The organism is Campylobacter ornithocola (genome assembly GCF_013201605.1).
Lineage (GTDB): Bacteria > Campylobacterota > Campylobacteria > Campylobacterales > Campylobacteraceae > Campylobacter_D > Campylobacter_D ornithocola.
On sequence record NZ_CP053848.1, the window covers coordinates 636,502 to 650,352 of the forward strand.

Annotated in this window: 13 protein-coding genes and 3 tRNA genes; 11 read left to right on the forward strand and 5 right to left on the reverse strand. The window is 29.5% G+C overall.

Annotation, left to right across the window (positions count from 1 at the left end):
• The first annotated feature begins 32 nt into the window (after positions 1–32).
• Positions 33–500 carry a tRNA (cytidine(34)-2'-O)-methyltransferase gene (locus tag CORN_RS03415; RefSeq protein WP_066008425.1) on the forward strand — a complete coding sequence of 156 codons (468 nt, stop codon included), beginning with the start codon at positions 33–35 and terminating at the stop codon, positions 498–500.
• Here CORN_RS03415 and CORN_RS03420 read toward each other — a convergent pair.
• Both CORN_RS03420 and CORN_RS03425 read right to left on the reverse strand, forming a co-directional pair.
• Complete coding sequence (locus tag CORN_RS03420) at positions 497–1,225, reverse strand: amino acid ABC transporter ATP-binding protein (RefSeq protein WP_066008424.1); 729 nt, start codon at positions 1,223–1,225, stop codon at positions 497–499. The two genes, CORN_RS03415 and CORN_RS03420, sit on opposite strands and share 4 nt — an antisense overlap.
• Complete coding sequence (locus CORN_RS03425; RefSeq protein WP_066008423.1) at positions 1,218–1,970, reverse strand: amino acid ABC transporter permease; 753 nt, start codon at positions 1,968–1,970, stop codon at positions 1,218–1,220. Before CORN_RS03425 ends, CORN_RS03420 begins: the two co-directional genes overlap by 8 nt.
• Before the next feature lie 221 nt (positions 1,971–2,191).
• Between CORN_RS03425 and CORN_RS03430 the strand changes: the two genes are divergently transcribed.
• From CORN_RS03430 to CORN_RS03450, 5 genes are read left to right on the forward strand one after another with little or no spacing between them, the layout of a single operon-like run.
• Complete coding sequence (locus tag CORN_RS03430) at positions 2,192–3,634, forward strand: alanine/glycine:cation symporter family protein (RefSeq protein WP_066008422.1); 1,443 nt, start codon at positions 2,192–2,194, stop codon at positions 3,632–3,634.
• The gene (locus CORN_RS03435) at positions 3,634–3,774 is read left to right on the forward strand and encodes a hypothetical protein (RefSeq protein WP_094750322.1); all 141 of its coding nucleotides are present in this window, start codon (positions 3,634–3,636) and stop codon (positions 3,772–3,774) included. The genes CORN_RS03430 and CORN_RS03435 overlap by 1 nt, the downstream gene beginning before the upstream one ends.
• A 33-nt stretch (positions 3,775–3,807) precedes the next feature.
• Positions 3,808–5,802, forward strand: coding sequence for a glycine--tRNA ligase subunit beta (gene glyS / locus CORN_RS03440; protein ID WP_066008421.1), 1,995 nt, complete (start codon positions 3,808–3,810; stop codon positions 5,800–5,802).
• The gene (gene pgp3 / locus CORN_RS03445; protein ID WP_066008420.1) at positions 5,799–6,605 is read left to right on the forward strand and encodes a peptidoglycan metallopeptidase Pgp3; all 807 of its coding nucleotides are present in this window, start codon (positions 5,799–5,801) and stop codon (positions 6,603–6,605) included. Before glyS ends, pgp3 begins: the two co-directional genes overlap by 4 nt.
• A 2-nt stretch (positions 6,606–6,607) precedes the next feature.
• Entirely contained in the window at positions 6,608–7,558 is a 951-nt protein-coding gene (locus CORN_RS03450) for an SAM-dependent methyltransferase (protein WP_066008444.1), read from the forward strand.
• Here CORN_RS03450 and CORN_RS03455 read toward each other — a convergent pair.
• On the reverse strand, positions 7,548–8,570 hold the full coding sequence (locus CORN_RS03455; protein WP_066008419.1) for a bifunctional 3,4-dihydroxy-2-butanone 4-phosphate synthase/GTP cyclohydrolase II: 1,023 nt from the start codon (positions 8,568–8,570) through the stop codon (positions 7,548–7,550). The two genes, CORN_RS03450 and CORN_RS03455, sit on opposite strands and share 11 nt — an antisense overlap.
• 107 nt (positions 8,571–8,677) lie before the next feature.
• Between CORN_RS03455 and CORN_RS03460 the strand changes: the two genes are divergently transcribed.
• Both CORN_RS03460 and CORN_RS03465 read left to right on the forward strand, forming a co-directional pair.
• Positions 8,678–8,752: transfer RNA gene (locus CORN_RS03460), tRNA-Gln, on the forward strand.
• A gap of 13 nt (positions 8,753–8,765) precedes the next feature.
• Positions 8,766–8,841: transfer RNA gene (locus tag CORN_RS03465), tRNA-Met, on the forward strand.
• A gap of 349 nt (positions 8,842–9,190) precedes the next feature.
• Here CORN_RS03465 and CORN_RS03470 read toward each other — a convergent pair.
• Both CORN_RS03470 and CORN_RS03475 read right to left on the reverse strand, forming a co-directional pair.
• Positions 9,191–9,267: transfer RNA gene (locus CORN_RS03470), tRNA-Ile, on the reverse strand.
• 52 nt (positions 9,268–9,319) lie between these two features.
• A complete protein-coding gene (locus CORN_RS03475; RefSeq protein WP_066008418.1) occupies positions 9,320–10,429 on the reverse strand; it encodes an FtsW/RodA/SpoVE family cell cycle protein in 1,110 nt (369 codons plus the stop codon).
• Positions 10,430–10,502: 73 nt separating this feature from the next.
• On the opposite strand from CORN_RS03475, the gene CORN_RS03480 reads away from it, so the two are divergent.
• From CORN_RS03480 to trmB, 3 genes are read left to right on the forward strand one after another with little or no spacing between them, the layout of a single operon-like run.
• A complete protein-coding gene (locus CORN_RS03480) occupies positions 10,503–11,465 on the forward strand; it encodes an RluA family pseudouridine synthase (RefSeq protein ID WP_066008417.1) in 963 nt (320 codons plus the stop codon).
• A complete protein-coding gene (locus CORN_RS03485; RefSeq protein WP_066008416.1) occupies positions 11,419–12,633 on the forward strand; it encodes a fibronectin type III domain-containing protein in 1,215 nt (404 codons plus the stop codon). Before CORN_RS03480 ends, CORN_RS03485 begins: the two co-directional genes overlap by 47 nt.
• Positions 12,633–13,826, forward strand: a complete 1,194-nt coding sequence (trmB, locus tag CORN_RS03490; RefSeq protein ID WP_066008415.1) for a tRNA (guanosine(46)-N7)-methyltransferase TrmB — start codon at positions 12,633–12,635, stop codon at positions 13,824–13,826. The genes CORN_RS03485 and trmB overlap by 1 nt, the downstream gene beginning before the upstream one ends.
• Positions 13,827–13,851 lie beyond the last annotated feature (25 nt).

Here is a 13,851-nt window from a genome sequence, read left to right on the forward strand (position 1 = left end):
ACCTTGCTGGGGACACCATTTTAAGGAAAAAGATGTTTCATATAGTCTTAGTTGAGCCTCGTATACCGCAAAATACAGGAAGTATAGGTAGAATGTGTTTTAATGTAGGGTTTACTTTGCATATTATCAATCCACTTTTTAGCGTTGATGAAAAAGCAGTTAAAAGAGCAGGGCTTGATTATTGGAAAAAATTAAATCCTTTACTATGGAATAATTTAGAAGATTTTTTAAAAGAATATGAGAAATTTCAAGATAGATTTTTCTTTGCAACAACTAAGACTACTCAGGCTTATTTTGATATAAACTACCAAAAAGGCGATTTTTTGTTTTTTGGAAGTGAGAGTTTTGGCTTACCTATGGATTTAATGCAAAAAAAATGGGAAAATACCATTACTATACCGATGAAAGATTGTGGAAGAAGTTTGAATTTAGCCACAAGTGTGGGCATAGTGAGTTATGAAGCTTTGAGACAAAATTTTGCCTCTTTTGAAAAATATTAATGGTTTAAAACTTGATTCAAAAATTCTTTCAATCTTTCATTTGTTGGATTTTCAAAGGCTATTTTAGGACTTTCATCTACTGCTATAACGCCTTTATCCATAAAGAAAATTCGATTAGCTACATTTCTTGCAAATCCCATTTCATGTGTAACTACAAGCATGGTTAAACCTTCTTTGGCTACTTCTTTCATGATGTTTAAAACTTCACCTATCATTTCAGGGTCTAATGCTGAAGTTGGCTCATCAAATAAAATTACATCAGGATTCATCATTAATGATCTTGCTATAGCAATACGTTGTTTTTGTCCACCTGAAAGTTTGTGAGGGAAATAATTTTCTTTATCACTTAGACCAACTTTTTTGAGTAATTCTCGTGCTTTTTTTACTGCCTCATCTTTACTCATGATTTTAGTTTGCACCGGCGCTAGACATAAATTTTCTAAAACATTTTTATTATTAAAAAGATTAAAATGTTGAAATACCATGCTGACTTTTTGACGAATTTTATTTATATCTGTTTTTTTATCAAGTATATTAATACCATTGATATAAATATTACCACTATCAGGTGTTTCAAGTTTATTTAAACATCGTAAAAAAGTACTTTTTCCACCTCCACTAGGTCCTATAATAGCAACAATATCACCTTTGTGTATTTCAGTGCTAATATCTTTTAAAACTTCTAATTCCCCATATTTTTTAATCAAATTTTCTATTTTAATCATGTTTGTTTAATCTCGTTTCTATAAATCTTGCAATTAATGTTAGAATTTTAACACTTACATAATATACAAGTCCTGTAAAAATAATAGGCTTAGGATTATAATAAATTGCTTGCAAACTTTTACTTTGCATGGTAATATCCATAACGCTAATATAACCTACTATTGAAGTTTCTTTAAACAAAGAAATAAATTCATTCATCAAGGAAGGTAAAATATTTTTGATTGCTTGTGGAAAAATGATTAATCTCATAGAAGCAGAGTAGTTAAGTCCCATCGCTCTTGCTGCTTCCATTTGTCCTTTATCAACACTCTGAATTCCACTTCTTACAATTTCAGCTACATAAGCAGAGCTATTAAGCCCAAGTGCAATGATAGCTACATAGAAATTATCACTCCAAGTAGCAAAAATTACTACTGAAAAAATCAAAAGTTGTAAAAGTAGTGGGGTTCCACGTATAATATCTATATATTCATCAATGATGAAATTTAGACTTTGGATTTCTAAAAATCTTAAAAAAGCTATGAAAAAGCCAAGTGCTATTCCTATTAAAATTCCCCCCACTGTCAAACCAAGTGTTGTGAAATAACTATGAATATAAGCTTTTGCTTCTATAGTATAAGCGTATTCACCTGTGGCTAAACCATTTTGATCTTTAACTTGTAGAATTTCAATGGGAAATGAAAAATAAGCCCAAAAAACAATAATGGCAAAAAATACAAAAAGTTTTATCGTGTTTTGTTTCAACTTACACACCTTGTAAAATTTTAAAAATATAAGTGTATAAAAATTAAGTTTTTTTTTTACTTAAAGGTATTTTGTGTGATTTAATTACTAGTATTTTGAGTTAATTTTTCACATAGCTTTAAAAAATAAAATAAATTTAACCTAAAATTATATTTTTTTATGACAAATTCATTTTTTTATGATAAATTTATGTTTGAAAATTATAAAAAAAGGAGATAAGTATGGATTTAATATCCCAATTTGTTGCCTTTGTGAATAATCAGTATTATTCTATTTTGGTAATTTTACTTATTATTACGGGGTTTTATTATAGTTATTTGACGGGTTTTGTGCAATTTCGAATGCTTCCTTATGTGTTTGATATCTTAACAGAAAAGCAAGAAAAGCATGAAAAACACCATATTACTCCTTTTCAAGCTTTAATGATTTCAACAGCATCAAGAGTTGGTATAGGAAATATCGCAGGTATTGCAGTAGCAGTTGTTTTGGGTGGTCCTGGTGCTTTATTTTGGATGTGGGCTATGGCATTTTTTGGTGGTGCCTCAGCTTTTGCAGAAAGCACTTTAGCACAAGTTTATAAAAGTCGTGATGGAAAAAGTTTTAAAGGTGGTCCTGCTTATTATATTAGCAAAGCTTTAAATTTAAAATGGCTTGGAGCTATTTTTGCAGTGATTTTAATCATCACCTATGCTTATGGGTTCAATGGTCTTCAAAGTCAAACGATGACTTCAGCATTTGAGTTTTACTATAAGGGTATGGTTGATGCTAGCGAAGTAAGTTTTGCACAAAGTTGGTGGCCTATCGTAATAGGAGCTATTTTAGCCATTTTTGCAGCTTATATGTTTTTTGGTGATCATACTAAAATAGGTAAAGTAAGCTCAGTTATCGTTCCTATTATGGCGATGATTTATGTGGGTTTGTCTATTATAGCGATGTTTATGAATTTTGATAAAATTCCTGAAGTATTTTCTATGATTTTTAAAAGTGCTTTTGACTTTGAAGCTATTTTTGGCGGATTTGCGGGTTCTGCTTTGGTTATAGGTATAAAAAGAGGATTGTTTTCAAACGAGGCAGGTATGGGTTCAGCTCCAAATGCAGCAGCTTCAGCTCTAACAACTCATCCTGCAAAACAAGGAGTTATTCAAGCATTTTCTGTATTAATTGATGTGATTATTTGTACAAGTTCAGGATTTTTAGTATTATTTTCACTTGCCTATGCAAACAACATTGGAGTAGATGGTAAGCCTATTTTAACAGCTCTGCCTTTAGTGCAAGAATCTATGAAAGAATACTATGGAAATTTAGGAGTACATTTTACTACTGTTAGTATAGTTTTATTTGCTATTACTTCTTTAATTGGAAATTATTACTATGCTCAAGCAAATATTAAATATCTTACTCAAAATCCTATTATTATCAATATATTCAAAGCAAGTGCTGTGCTTATGATTTTTATCGGTGCAAATATGGATTTAAAATTTGCATGGGATTTAGCTGATACTACTATGGCATTTATGGCTACAATTAATATCGTTTCTATTTTATTACTTGGTAGTATAGTTAAAAAGGTATTAAAAGATTTTAGTGAGCAAAAAAGACAAGGTAGAGATCCTGTATTTAGTGCTTCAAAACTTGGTATTAAAAACGCAGAGTGTTGGGATTGATGTTAGATTATATTATTATTGCTTTGTTTATAGCTTTTATGATTTTTCTTGTATTTGGTTTTAACCGCCAAATGCAAGAAAAAGCCAAGCAAAGAGAAGAAAAACTAAAAACAAAGAAAGATTTTAAAAAAAATAGGTAAAATACACTAAAAATTTTTTAAAAAGAGTGTAAAATGAAATTATTAATAGAAATAGGCACAGAGGAACTTCCTGCTATTCCTTTATTACAAGAACTTCCAAATATTAGTAAAAAATGGGAAAAGATTTTACAAGAGTATCATTTAGAATCTGAATTTAAATTTTTCTATACTCCTAGAAGATTAGTTTTTATTCATGAAAATTTTAAAGAAAAACAAGATGATTCTTTTGTGGAATTTATAGGTGCTCCTAAGGCAATAGCCTATAAAGATGGAAAACTTACCCAAGCAGGACTTAGCTTTTTAAAAAAAAGTGGCTTAAACGAAGAAGAACTTGAATTTAAGGAAATTAAAGGCAAAGAGGTATTGTATTGTCAAAAACAAGTACAAGGCTTGCAAAGTAAAGCGGTTTTAGCACAAATGATTGAAGCTTTCTTAAAAAGTTTGAGTTTTGGTAAAACTATGAGATGGGGTGATGGTAGCTTTGAATTTATCAGAGCTATCCGCTCGCTTTGTTGTGTTTTAAATGATGAATTGATTGAGTTTGAGAGCTATGGTGTTAAAAGTGCAAAGAGTACTTTTGTGCATAGAAGTGTTAGTTATGATTTAATATCTTTTACAAACATTGATGAGTATTTTAAAACTTTAGAGCAAAATTATATTATTTTAGATCAAGAACAAAGAAAAAAACTTATCATTGAGCAGTTAAAAACACTTGAAAAAGAAAATGATATTACTATTGCAGAAGATGATGAGCTTTTAGCTGAAGTTGTGGCTATCACAGAATATCCAAAAGCATTATTAGGGCATTTTGAGAAAGAATATTTAGAAATTCCAAGCGAAGTGATAATCACTTCTATGAGAGAAAATCAACGCTATTTTGCTGTATTTAAAAACAATACTTTGAGCAATCATTTTATTGTAGTTTCTAATGCAGTTTGCGAGGATTATTCTAAAATCATCAATGGGAATGAAAGAGTCTTAAGAGCAAGATTAAGTGATGCAATGTTTTTTTGGAAGAATGACTTAGTACAGGGTTTAAATAATGACAAAATAAGCCAAATGATCTATCTTGAAGGGCTTGGAACCTTAAAAGATAAAATCATTAGAGAACAAAAAATTGCTACTAAGCTTTGTGAAGTTTTTGCTAATACTCAAAAAGATGAAATTTTAAAAACCATAGAATACTCAAAAGCCGATCTAAGTACTCAAATGGTGTATGAATTTACTGACCTTCAAGGCATTATGGGATCTTATTATGCTAAGGCTATGGGTATGAGCGATGAGATTGCTTTGGCAATTAAAGAACAATACCTTCCAAATGGTGATAATTCAGCTATGCCAAGTAATGAATTTAGCTCCATTGTGGCTTTAGCTTGTAAACTTGATACACTTATGGGACTTTTTTCAATGGGGAAAATTCCAAGTGGTACAAAAGATCCTTATGCTTTAAGAAGAGCAGCAAATGGTGTTTTAAAAATTATTCTAGTTTTAAATAAAAATTTTGATCTTAAGGCATTTTTAGAAGCAATATCTAGCGAATATAAAAGCTTTGATTTGAAAATTTTATTAGACTTTATCTTAGAGCGTTTATATACTCTTTATGAGGTTAATGCTTCTTTTGTTAAAGCTGTACTTAGTTCTAGAACTTATGATGTTATTTATATTGATTCTTGTATTAAAGCTTTAATTCAAAGTGCAAATAAGGCAGATTTTAGTCAAAATTTTGCTACTTTTAAGCGTCTGGCGAATATTGCAGTATTAAGTGAGGATCAAGTTAATGAAAATTTATTTAGTGCCCAAGAAGAAAGAGATTTGTATCAAGCTTTTATACAGTGTAAAACAAAAGAAAACAATACTCAAGAGCTTTTAGAAAGCCTTTTTGCACTAAAACCACAAATTGATGCTTTTTTCGATAAAGTGATGATTAATGATAAAAATGAGAATATTAAAAATAATCGTCAAGCTTTGGTATGTGCAATTTATCGTGAGTTTTTAAAAATAGCTGATATTAAAGAGCTTAGCATATGAGAAAAATTCTTTTTTTTCTATGTTTTTTGGTTTTTGTTTTAGAAGCTAGAGAGATTGAACTTGTAAAAGGGCAAGCGGTTTTTTTAGAATTTGATAAGGATAATTTTTTACAAATTAGCTCAAATTCTAAGAAACTTCCTTATTTTGAGTATAAAAATAAAGTTATTGTTAGTATAGCTATGCCTTATAAAAATCCTAAAGATAGAAAAATAATAGCAGAATTTAAAGATAATTCTAAAGAAGAAATTAACATAAAATTTAGCGAAGGTAATTACAAAAAAGAATTTTTAAAAGTTAGTGCTTCTAAGGTCAATCCACCTAAAGAAACGCTTGAACGTATTAGCAAAGAATATCAAGAAGCTATTAAAGTTTATAATGCTTATACTAATACAGCTTTATTTGAAGGCAGTTTTGTATACCCTTTAAAAAGCAAGATTACTAGTGCTTTTGGAAAAGCAAGACTGTTTAATGATACTCTTAAAAGCTATCATAGTGGAACTGATTTTAGAGCAGCTGTCGGAACAAAAATTTATGCTAGCAATGATGGTATTGTAAGGATTGCTTCAAATCGTTACTATGCAGGAAATTCTGTAGTGATTGATCATGGGTATGGGATTTATTCTCAGTATTATCATCTATCAAAACTTAATGTAAAAGCAGGACAAAATATAAAAAAAGGCGAGCTTGTAGGTTTAAGTGGAGCTAGCGGTAGGGTTACTGGACCGCATTTGCATTTTGGAATTTTAGTCAATGGTGTGCAAGTTGATCCGCTTGATTTTATAGCTAAATTTAATGCTTTATAATGATAGCTTTTAGTGAGTTTTTTCAAAATTGGATTGATAAATATTACTCTCAAGCTGTGAGTGTTGGCAAAAATGGAGATTTTTATACCGCAGCTAGTGTGGGAAATCTTTTTGGAGTACTCTTAGCTAATCATTTTTTAAAACTTATAGATGAGAAAAAGTTAACTTTGCCGGTTGAAGTTGTAGAAATAGGGGCGAATGAAGGGTATTTAATGCTTGATTTCATACAAGCTTTATACACGCTTAGAGCAGATGTTTTAGAACAAATTGAGTGTTTTATTATAGAACCACATGAAAAATTAAAAAATATCCAAAAGAAACTTTTTGATGAGTATGATTTAGATGTGAAAATTTATAATTCTTTAAAAGAATATCGTTTTAAAAATGCTTTTTTTTATGCTAATGAGTTATTTGATTGTTTTGCATGCGAGCTTATAAAAGATAAAACAATGGCGTATATTGATAATGATTTAAATATCGTTTTTAAACCTATGAATGAAAATCTTTTGAAAGAATGTGAAAAACATGCTATCACTAATAGTGAGCTTTGCATTGCTTATAAACCTTTTTTATCCAAACTAAAACAAGCTTGTGAAAAACTAACTTTTGCATGTTTTGATTATGCAAAAAAAGAAGAAAAAATTAGCATTAGAATGTATAAAAACCATCAGGTATATAATCTTTTTGAAGAAAATTTAAAAGATTTTTTTACTAAAAGCGATATTACATATAATGTAAATTTTAATCATTTTATACAAGTTTTAAAAGAAGAGGGTTTTGAGGTGTTAGAATATAAAAGCCAAAATCAAGCTCTGATTGATTTTGGTTTAGAAGAAATTATCGAGCAAGCCAAAAATACTAACCCTCAAATTTATAAAAACTTTATCAACCAAAGTAAAAATTTGATGTTTAACTTTGGTGATAAGTTTAAGTTTTTAGAATTTAAGCTTTAAAATCACTGCTTGTAATATCAAGCCCAAAGCCTTTTAAGCCTATAAATTCTTTATCAGTATTTTGACTTAGAAGTTTGATTTTTGAAATTTTTAAATACCTTAGAATTTGTGCTCCTATGCCGTAATTTTTAAATTGTGTGTTTTCTTGTTTTTCATTTTTCATGAAAACGATTACACCCCCTTTTTGACTTAAAAATTCAATCTGTTTTAATAATTCATTGAATTTATTAGAAGTTAGAAGTTCAAAGTCGCTTCCGCTAAGATAAAATTTAACATTCTCACATTCTTTCAAAGAGCCAAAACTAAAGACTATATGTTCATTTTCGTTATGATCTTTAAAAGTCATTTTTTTAGCTTTAAAACCTGCCAAAACACTCTCTTCTTCTTTAGTTAAAGAAATCAAACTTTCATTTTTTAAACGATACTCGATTAAATCTGAAATAGTAATCATATTAATATCATGTTTTTTGCAAAATTCAAGCAAATCACTTCTCCTAGCCATATCTCCATTATCTTTAACAATTTCACATATTACACATGCTTCTTTTAATCCTGCTAAACGGCATAAATCTACCGTTCCTTCAGTGTGACCTGTTCTTTCTAAAACCCCGCCTTTTTTTGCTATTAAAGGATTAATATGACCAGGGCGCACAAAATCACTTATCTTTGCGTTATCATCAGCAAAAATTTGAATCGTCATATTTCTTTCATAAGCACTTACCCCTGTTGTCGCATTTTTTGCATCAACAGTGATAGTAAAAGCTGTTTCGTGATTTGATGTGTTTTTAGATACCATTAAAGGTAATTCAAATTTTTTAGCTAAAGCTTCACTTAATGCTACGCATACCACGCCTCTTGCGTGAGTAATAGTAAAATTTACTTTTTCTTGTGAGCTAAATTGTGCAGGGAAAATCAAATCTCCTTCGTTTTCTCTATCTTCTGCATCTACCATTACCAACATCTTGCCATCTTGAAGATCTTTTATAGCTTGTTCTACACCAATATACCCCATGATTATTTTCCTTTTTTTGTTTTTTTAAGAATTATATAGTATTTTTCTTGACATTATGTTAAAAATAATATATAATGCCACTTTCAATTTTAAATTGTCTTCTTTATTGGGGTATCGCCAAGCGGTAAGGCAACAGGTTTTGGTCCTGTCATTCAGGGGTTCGAATCCCTTTACCCCATCCAATTCATATGATGCCGCGAAGTAGAGCAGTGGTTAGCTCGTCGGGCTCATAACCCGAAGGTCGGGAGTTCAAATCTCCCCTTCGCAACCAGTTTATTTTATAATATTTTAAAATGTTCGAAATTTCATTTCATAGAATATAAAGCTTATAAGTTTTGTTTGCGTAGTTTTTGCTAAGCTTTTGTAATTTTATTGTTTTTTCCGCTTAGAATATATTTTTATAAACATTGTAAAAATATTTCATATGAAAATGCTTATAGCTTTTTAAATAATTTTGATTCTTTAAGCAAGGTAGGGCTAATTAATATATTATAAAGTTTAACTTTATATAACCTTTCAGCTTTAATATAAAAATATACAATCAAAAAATGAATATGGTTTAAAGGGTTATGGTAAAAATGGTATCTTTTTGTCCAATATGACCATAAGGTTAAGGATAATGGTGGATTTAGCAGGACTCGAACCTGCGACCAACCGGTTATGAGCCGGTTGCTCTAACCAACTGAGCTATAAATCCGCCAGAAGTTAAAATAAAAATATTATTATATCTTTATTTCCTTAATTTAAATTTAGAATTTTATTTTTACTGCTTTTTCTATTGCTAAATATCTAAAAGTTATTAAATTTTGTAAAATTCCAAAGAAGATCATAAAAGTAGCAAAAGAACTTCCTCCATGACTAAAAAATGGCATAGGTATACCAACAACAGGAGCAAAGCCTATAGTCATTGAAATATTTACTGCTACATATATAAAAATAAATAAAGCAATGCAGTTTGTTACTACCCTTGTAAAATAATCATCTTTGAGTTTATAATTTAAACTCAATAAGTGAAAAATGAGTAAGGTATAAAGTAGTATAATTATAACCGCACCAATAAAACCAAATCTTTCAGACAAATATGCAAAGATAAAATCACTCGTAGAAATAGGCAAAAATTTAAAATGTGTTTGTGTGGCTTCATCTGCTTTTTTTCCACTCAAACCACCGCTTCCTATAGCAATGATAGATTGTTTTACATGGTAGCTTGGCTCTTCAGCTAAGAAATCATGAATTCTTTGCTTTTGATAAGGCTTTAAAAAATCACTATAAATAATAGGCGAAGCTATAGCTATGGCTAGAAAAATACCAAGCCAAATTTTATAATTTACCCCTATGATAAAAAGTGTTCCAAAGCCTACTATTAAAAGCACTAAAGCAGTTCCTAGATCAGGTTCTCCTGCTATGAGTAAAAATGGAAGCAAGATATAAAAACTAAGTTTTAAAAATTGCTTCAAACCATAGCCATTAGGTGATGGAGGATTTTGATAAATCAAATAAGCCAACATTAAAATGAAAGAGGGTTTAAAAATTTCAGAAGGTTGTATAGTAAAATGTGTAAAAGGTATTTCAAGCCATCTTCTAGCACCAAGTTTTTCAACGCCAAAAATATCCACACTTAAAAGCAAAGCTATATTGATCCAATATAGTACTGGTATAAGCCACATTAATCTTCTTAAAGGTAAAAAGAAAAAAAAAGTAAATCCAACAAATCCAACCAAAGTGTAAATAAACTGCTTTTCAGCTAAGCGTGTATTTGCTTCATAAATTAAAAGAAAAGATATAGCTATGATAGGTAACACTAGAAGAGGTTGAACAAAATCAAAATGTGTTAAAATTCTTCTATCAAGTTTTATCAAAGCTATCCTTTTTTTACAAAATATTGTGTAATTATATGCTAAAATTGCAAATTTTATCACAAGGAAATATAATATGCTGAAAATTTCATCACTTTGTGAAGAAAGAATGGATATTTTTTTATCAGATATACTTAAACAAAGTCGTTCGCAAGTTGCTAAACTAATCAAAGAAAATTGCATATATATTAATGAAAAAGTAGAAAATAAAAGTTCTAAAAAAATAAAACAAAAAGATGAAATAAGTATTTTTTTACCTCAAATAAAAGAAGCCAAAGAAAACTACATACCTGAGTTTGATATAGAAATTTTATATGAAGATGATGATGTTTTAGTCTTAAACAAAGCTCCTAATGTTGTTGTGCATGGTGCAAGTAGTGTTAAAGAAGCGACTTTGGTAGATTGGCTTTTGCATAAGGGCTATGCTTTATCAAATTTAAACGGAGAACATAGAGCAGGGCTTGTGCATAGACTTGATAAAGGCACAAGTGGAGCTATTATTATAGCTAAAAACAATCAAGCTCATCAATTTTTAGCAAATCAGCTTTTGGATAAAAGTATGGGAAGATTTTATCTTGCTTTGAGTGAATTGCCTTTGAAAAATGATAAAATGAGCAATGAAAAGGCTATTATGCGTTGTCCTAGTAATAGGCTTAAAAAAATTACTACAAACACCAAAAATCCTTTAGCAAAACCTGCAAAAACAGATTTTATAAATTTATTAAGCACTAAAAACTGCTCTTTAATAGCTGCTAAATTATATACAGGTAGAACACATCAAATCAGGGTGCATTTAGCAGATTTTAATCGTTATATTTTAGGAGATGAATTATACGGATATAAAGGAAAAATAAAGTATAATAGAGTAATGCTTCATGCGTATTTGATTTATTTTATTCATCCTAGGACTAAAGAATTAATGTTTATAAAAGCTCCTATGTTTGATGATTTTTATCAAATTTTAAAAGAAAATTTTACACAAGGAGAGATAGATGAAAAAACTTCACTGGATTATCTTAAGTTCTGCTTTGGCTTTTAGTGCTTGTAGTACAACTATGAGTTCACCACAAATTGCTCAAGTAAATGATACTTTACCAAAAATTTCAAGTATTAAAAGTATAAGTGATATTACAAGTATAGCTTTTGAATGGGAGCCTTTGTATGATCAAAATATAGCAGGTTATTATATTTATAGGGCAAATGCAGTAGGTGCACCTATGGAGCTTATAGCAAAAATCAAAAATAAATTTCAAACACACTATACTGATACGAATTTAGAGCCAAATACAAGATATTATTATTCTATGAAAACCTTTAACGAGCTTGGGCAAGTTTCTCAAGATGGTGTGAGTATAGAAGCTTTTACAAATAGAGTGATCGATCCAGTGCCTTTTGTGCAAGCTATTGTGGGATTGCCAAATCGTGTAAAAATAGTTTGGAGACCACATCCTGATGTAAGAGTAAATTCTTATATTATCGAGCGTGCAAATATGAAAGATATGAAATTTAAAGAACTAGCTAGGGTTAAAAATCGCTTAAGTGCTGAATATATAGATGATTCACTAAAACCTGACGAAAGTTTTCAATATAGAATTATAGCTTTAACTTATGATGGTATTAAAAGTACCCCAAGTAAAATAGTAGAATCAACCACCAAAGCCCTTCCTCCTATAGTAAGCAATTTGCAAGCAAGTAAAGACGCACCAAGAAAAATTATTTTAACTTGGGATAAAATTGATTATGCAGATTTTGCTTATTATAAAATTTATTCTAGCTCAACTACCTTTTTACCTTTTAGTGTGGTAGCTAAAACTTCTGAAAATACTTATGAAGATGTGGTTAAAGGTATAGCTGAAAAAAGATATTATAAAGTTAGCATGGTGGATAAAGATGGTTTAGAAAGTCCTATAGCAAATGAACCTGTGGAGGGTATTACCCTAGGGGCACCATTAGCACCAAGTATTGTTTTATGTGCTGTTGAAGATGATGGCATTAGAGTTGAATGGGTTGATAATGATGATAGAGCCAAAGAATATATAGTTAAAAGAAGTGGTGGTGGAAGCAATGCTGTGTTTAAAGAGATTAAATCTAAACAATTAAAAGATATTACCGCTGTTCCTGGAAAAGTATATAGTTATGAAGTTATAGCTATTGATGCTAATGGTATAGAATCAAAAGCTTCTGATAAATTCACAGCGGTGAAATAATGCCAAATTTTAAGTGTAAAATCTTAAAAGAAATTCAACTTCCTTTAAAAAAAGATGGGGTTGAATTTTTATGGCTTGCTAAAGGTGAAAATGTTGATTTGCTTTTTACGCGTATAAAGCAAGAAAACTTTTTTTTGCAAATAAAAAAAGATGTAAAAAAACAAGAATGGCTTATAAAGGGTGAAAAGCATACTAAGCCTTCGCAAATAGGGTATTTGCAAAAAGCCTTACTTGTGTTTAAAGAAAATTTCACTCAAGATGTAGTTTGTGAAGCTGTGGCGTTAAAACATACAAGGTTAATCCAAAAAACACCTTTAATTGCTAATGATTTAAAAGAGTTGTTGGAGCAAATAAAAAGCAAAAAGCAAATTTATATCGAAATAGGCTTTGGAAGTGGTAGGCATTTGCTTTATCAAGCAAGATTAAATCCTGATGTTTTGATTATAGGTATAGAAATTTACACCCCTGCATTAGAGCAAGTAGCTAAACTTGCCTTAAGTGAAAACTTAAATAATGTTTTATTAATAGAAACTGATGCAAGGTTATTGCTAAGTGTGCTTGAATCTAATTTGGTTGAAAAAATTTTTCTACATTTTCCTGTTCCTTGGGATAAAAAACCTCACCGCAGAGTAGTAGGATTAAATTTTGCAAATGAATGTGCTAGAGTTTTGAAAGAAAAAGGACAATTTGAACTTAGAACAGATAGTTTTTTGTATTTTGATTTTACCTTAGAAACTTTTTTAACTTTTTCACATTTAAAAGCTTTAATCAAAAAAAATGAAAATTTAGAAATTTCAAGCAAATATGAAGATCGCTGGAAAAGGCAAAATAAAGATATATATGATTTAATCATCAGTGGTTTTAGTAAGAGTGAAAGTTTAAGTAAGGATCAAAAATTTGCTATTGAAGATTTAAGATTAAGCACAGAAGAATTAGCTTATATAAAAAAGAATTTTAAAAATGAAGTTTTCAAAGGTGAGGATTTTTTCTTACATTTTGAAAAAATGTATATTAAAGATGAAGAGCTTGTTATTAAAATAGCTTTTGGTGCTTTTTATAAACCTGAACATGTTTATATAAGATTAAGCATGCAAAAGACAGAATTTATCTTTGAACAACCTTTTAAAACTAAAGAAAATTTAAAAGCTATAGGAAAATTAAGAGAAATATTGTATTCTTATATTAAACAATAAATGGTTAAATATTTATATAATAAAA

Bases quoted from the DNA above. Each gene is read 5' to 3' on its own strand.
- CORN_RS03415 (WP_066008425.1), top strand. From the start codon at position 33: ATGTTTCATATAGTCTTAGTTGAGCCTCGTATACCGCAAAATACAGGA.
- CORN_RS03420 (WP_066008424.1), bottom strand. From the start codon at position 1,225: ATGATTAAAATAGAAAATTTGATTAAAAAATATGGGGAATTAGAAGTT.
- CORN_RS03430 (WP_066008422.1), top strand. From the start codon at position 2,192: ATGGATTTAATATCCCAATTTGTTGCCTTTGTGAATAATCAGTATTAT.
- CORN_RS03435 (WP_094750322.1), top strand. From the start codon at position 3,634: ATGTTAGATTATATTATTATTGCTTTGTTTATAGCTTTTATGATTTTT.
- glyS (WP_066008421.1), top strand. From the start codon at position 3,808: ATGAAATTATTAATAGAAATAGGCACAGAGGAACTTCCTGCTATTCCT.
- pgp3 (WP_066008420.1), top strand. From the start codon at position 5,799: ATGAGAAAAATTCTTTTTTTTCTATGTTTTTTGGTTTTTGTTTTAGAA.
- CORN_RS03455 (WP_066008419.1), bottom strand. From the start codon at position 8,570: ATGGGGTATATTGGTGTAGAACAAGCTATAAAAGATCTTCAAGATGGC.
- CORN_RS03480 (WP_066008417.1), top strand. From the start codon at position 10,503: ATGCTGAAAATTTCATCACTTTGTGAAGAAAGAATGGATATTTTTTTA.
- CORN_RS03485 (WP_066008416.1), top strand. From the start codon at position 11,419: ATGAAAAAACTTCACTGGATTATCTTAAGTTCTGCTTTGGCTTTTAGT.
- trmB (WP_066008415.1), top strand. From the start codon at position 12,633: ATGCCAAATTTTAAGTGTAAAATCTTAAAAGAAATTCAACTTCCTTTA.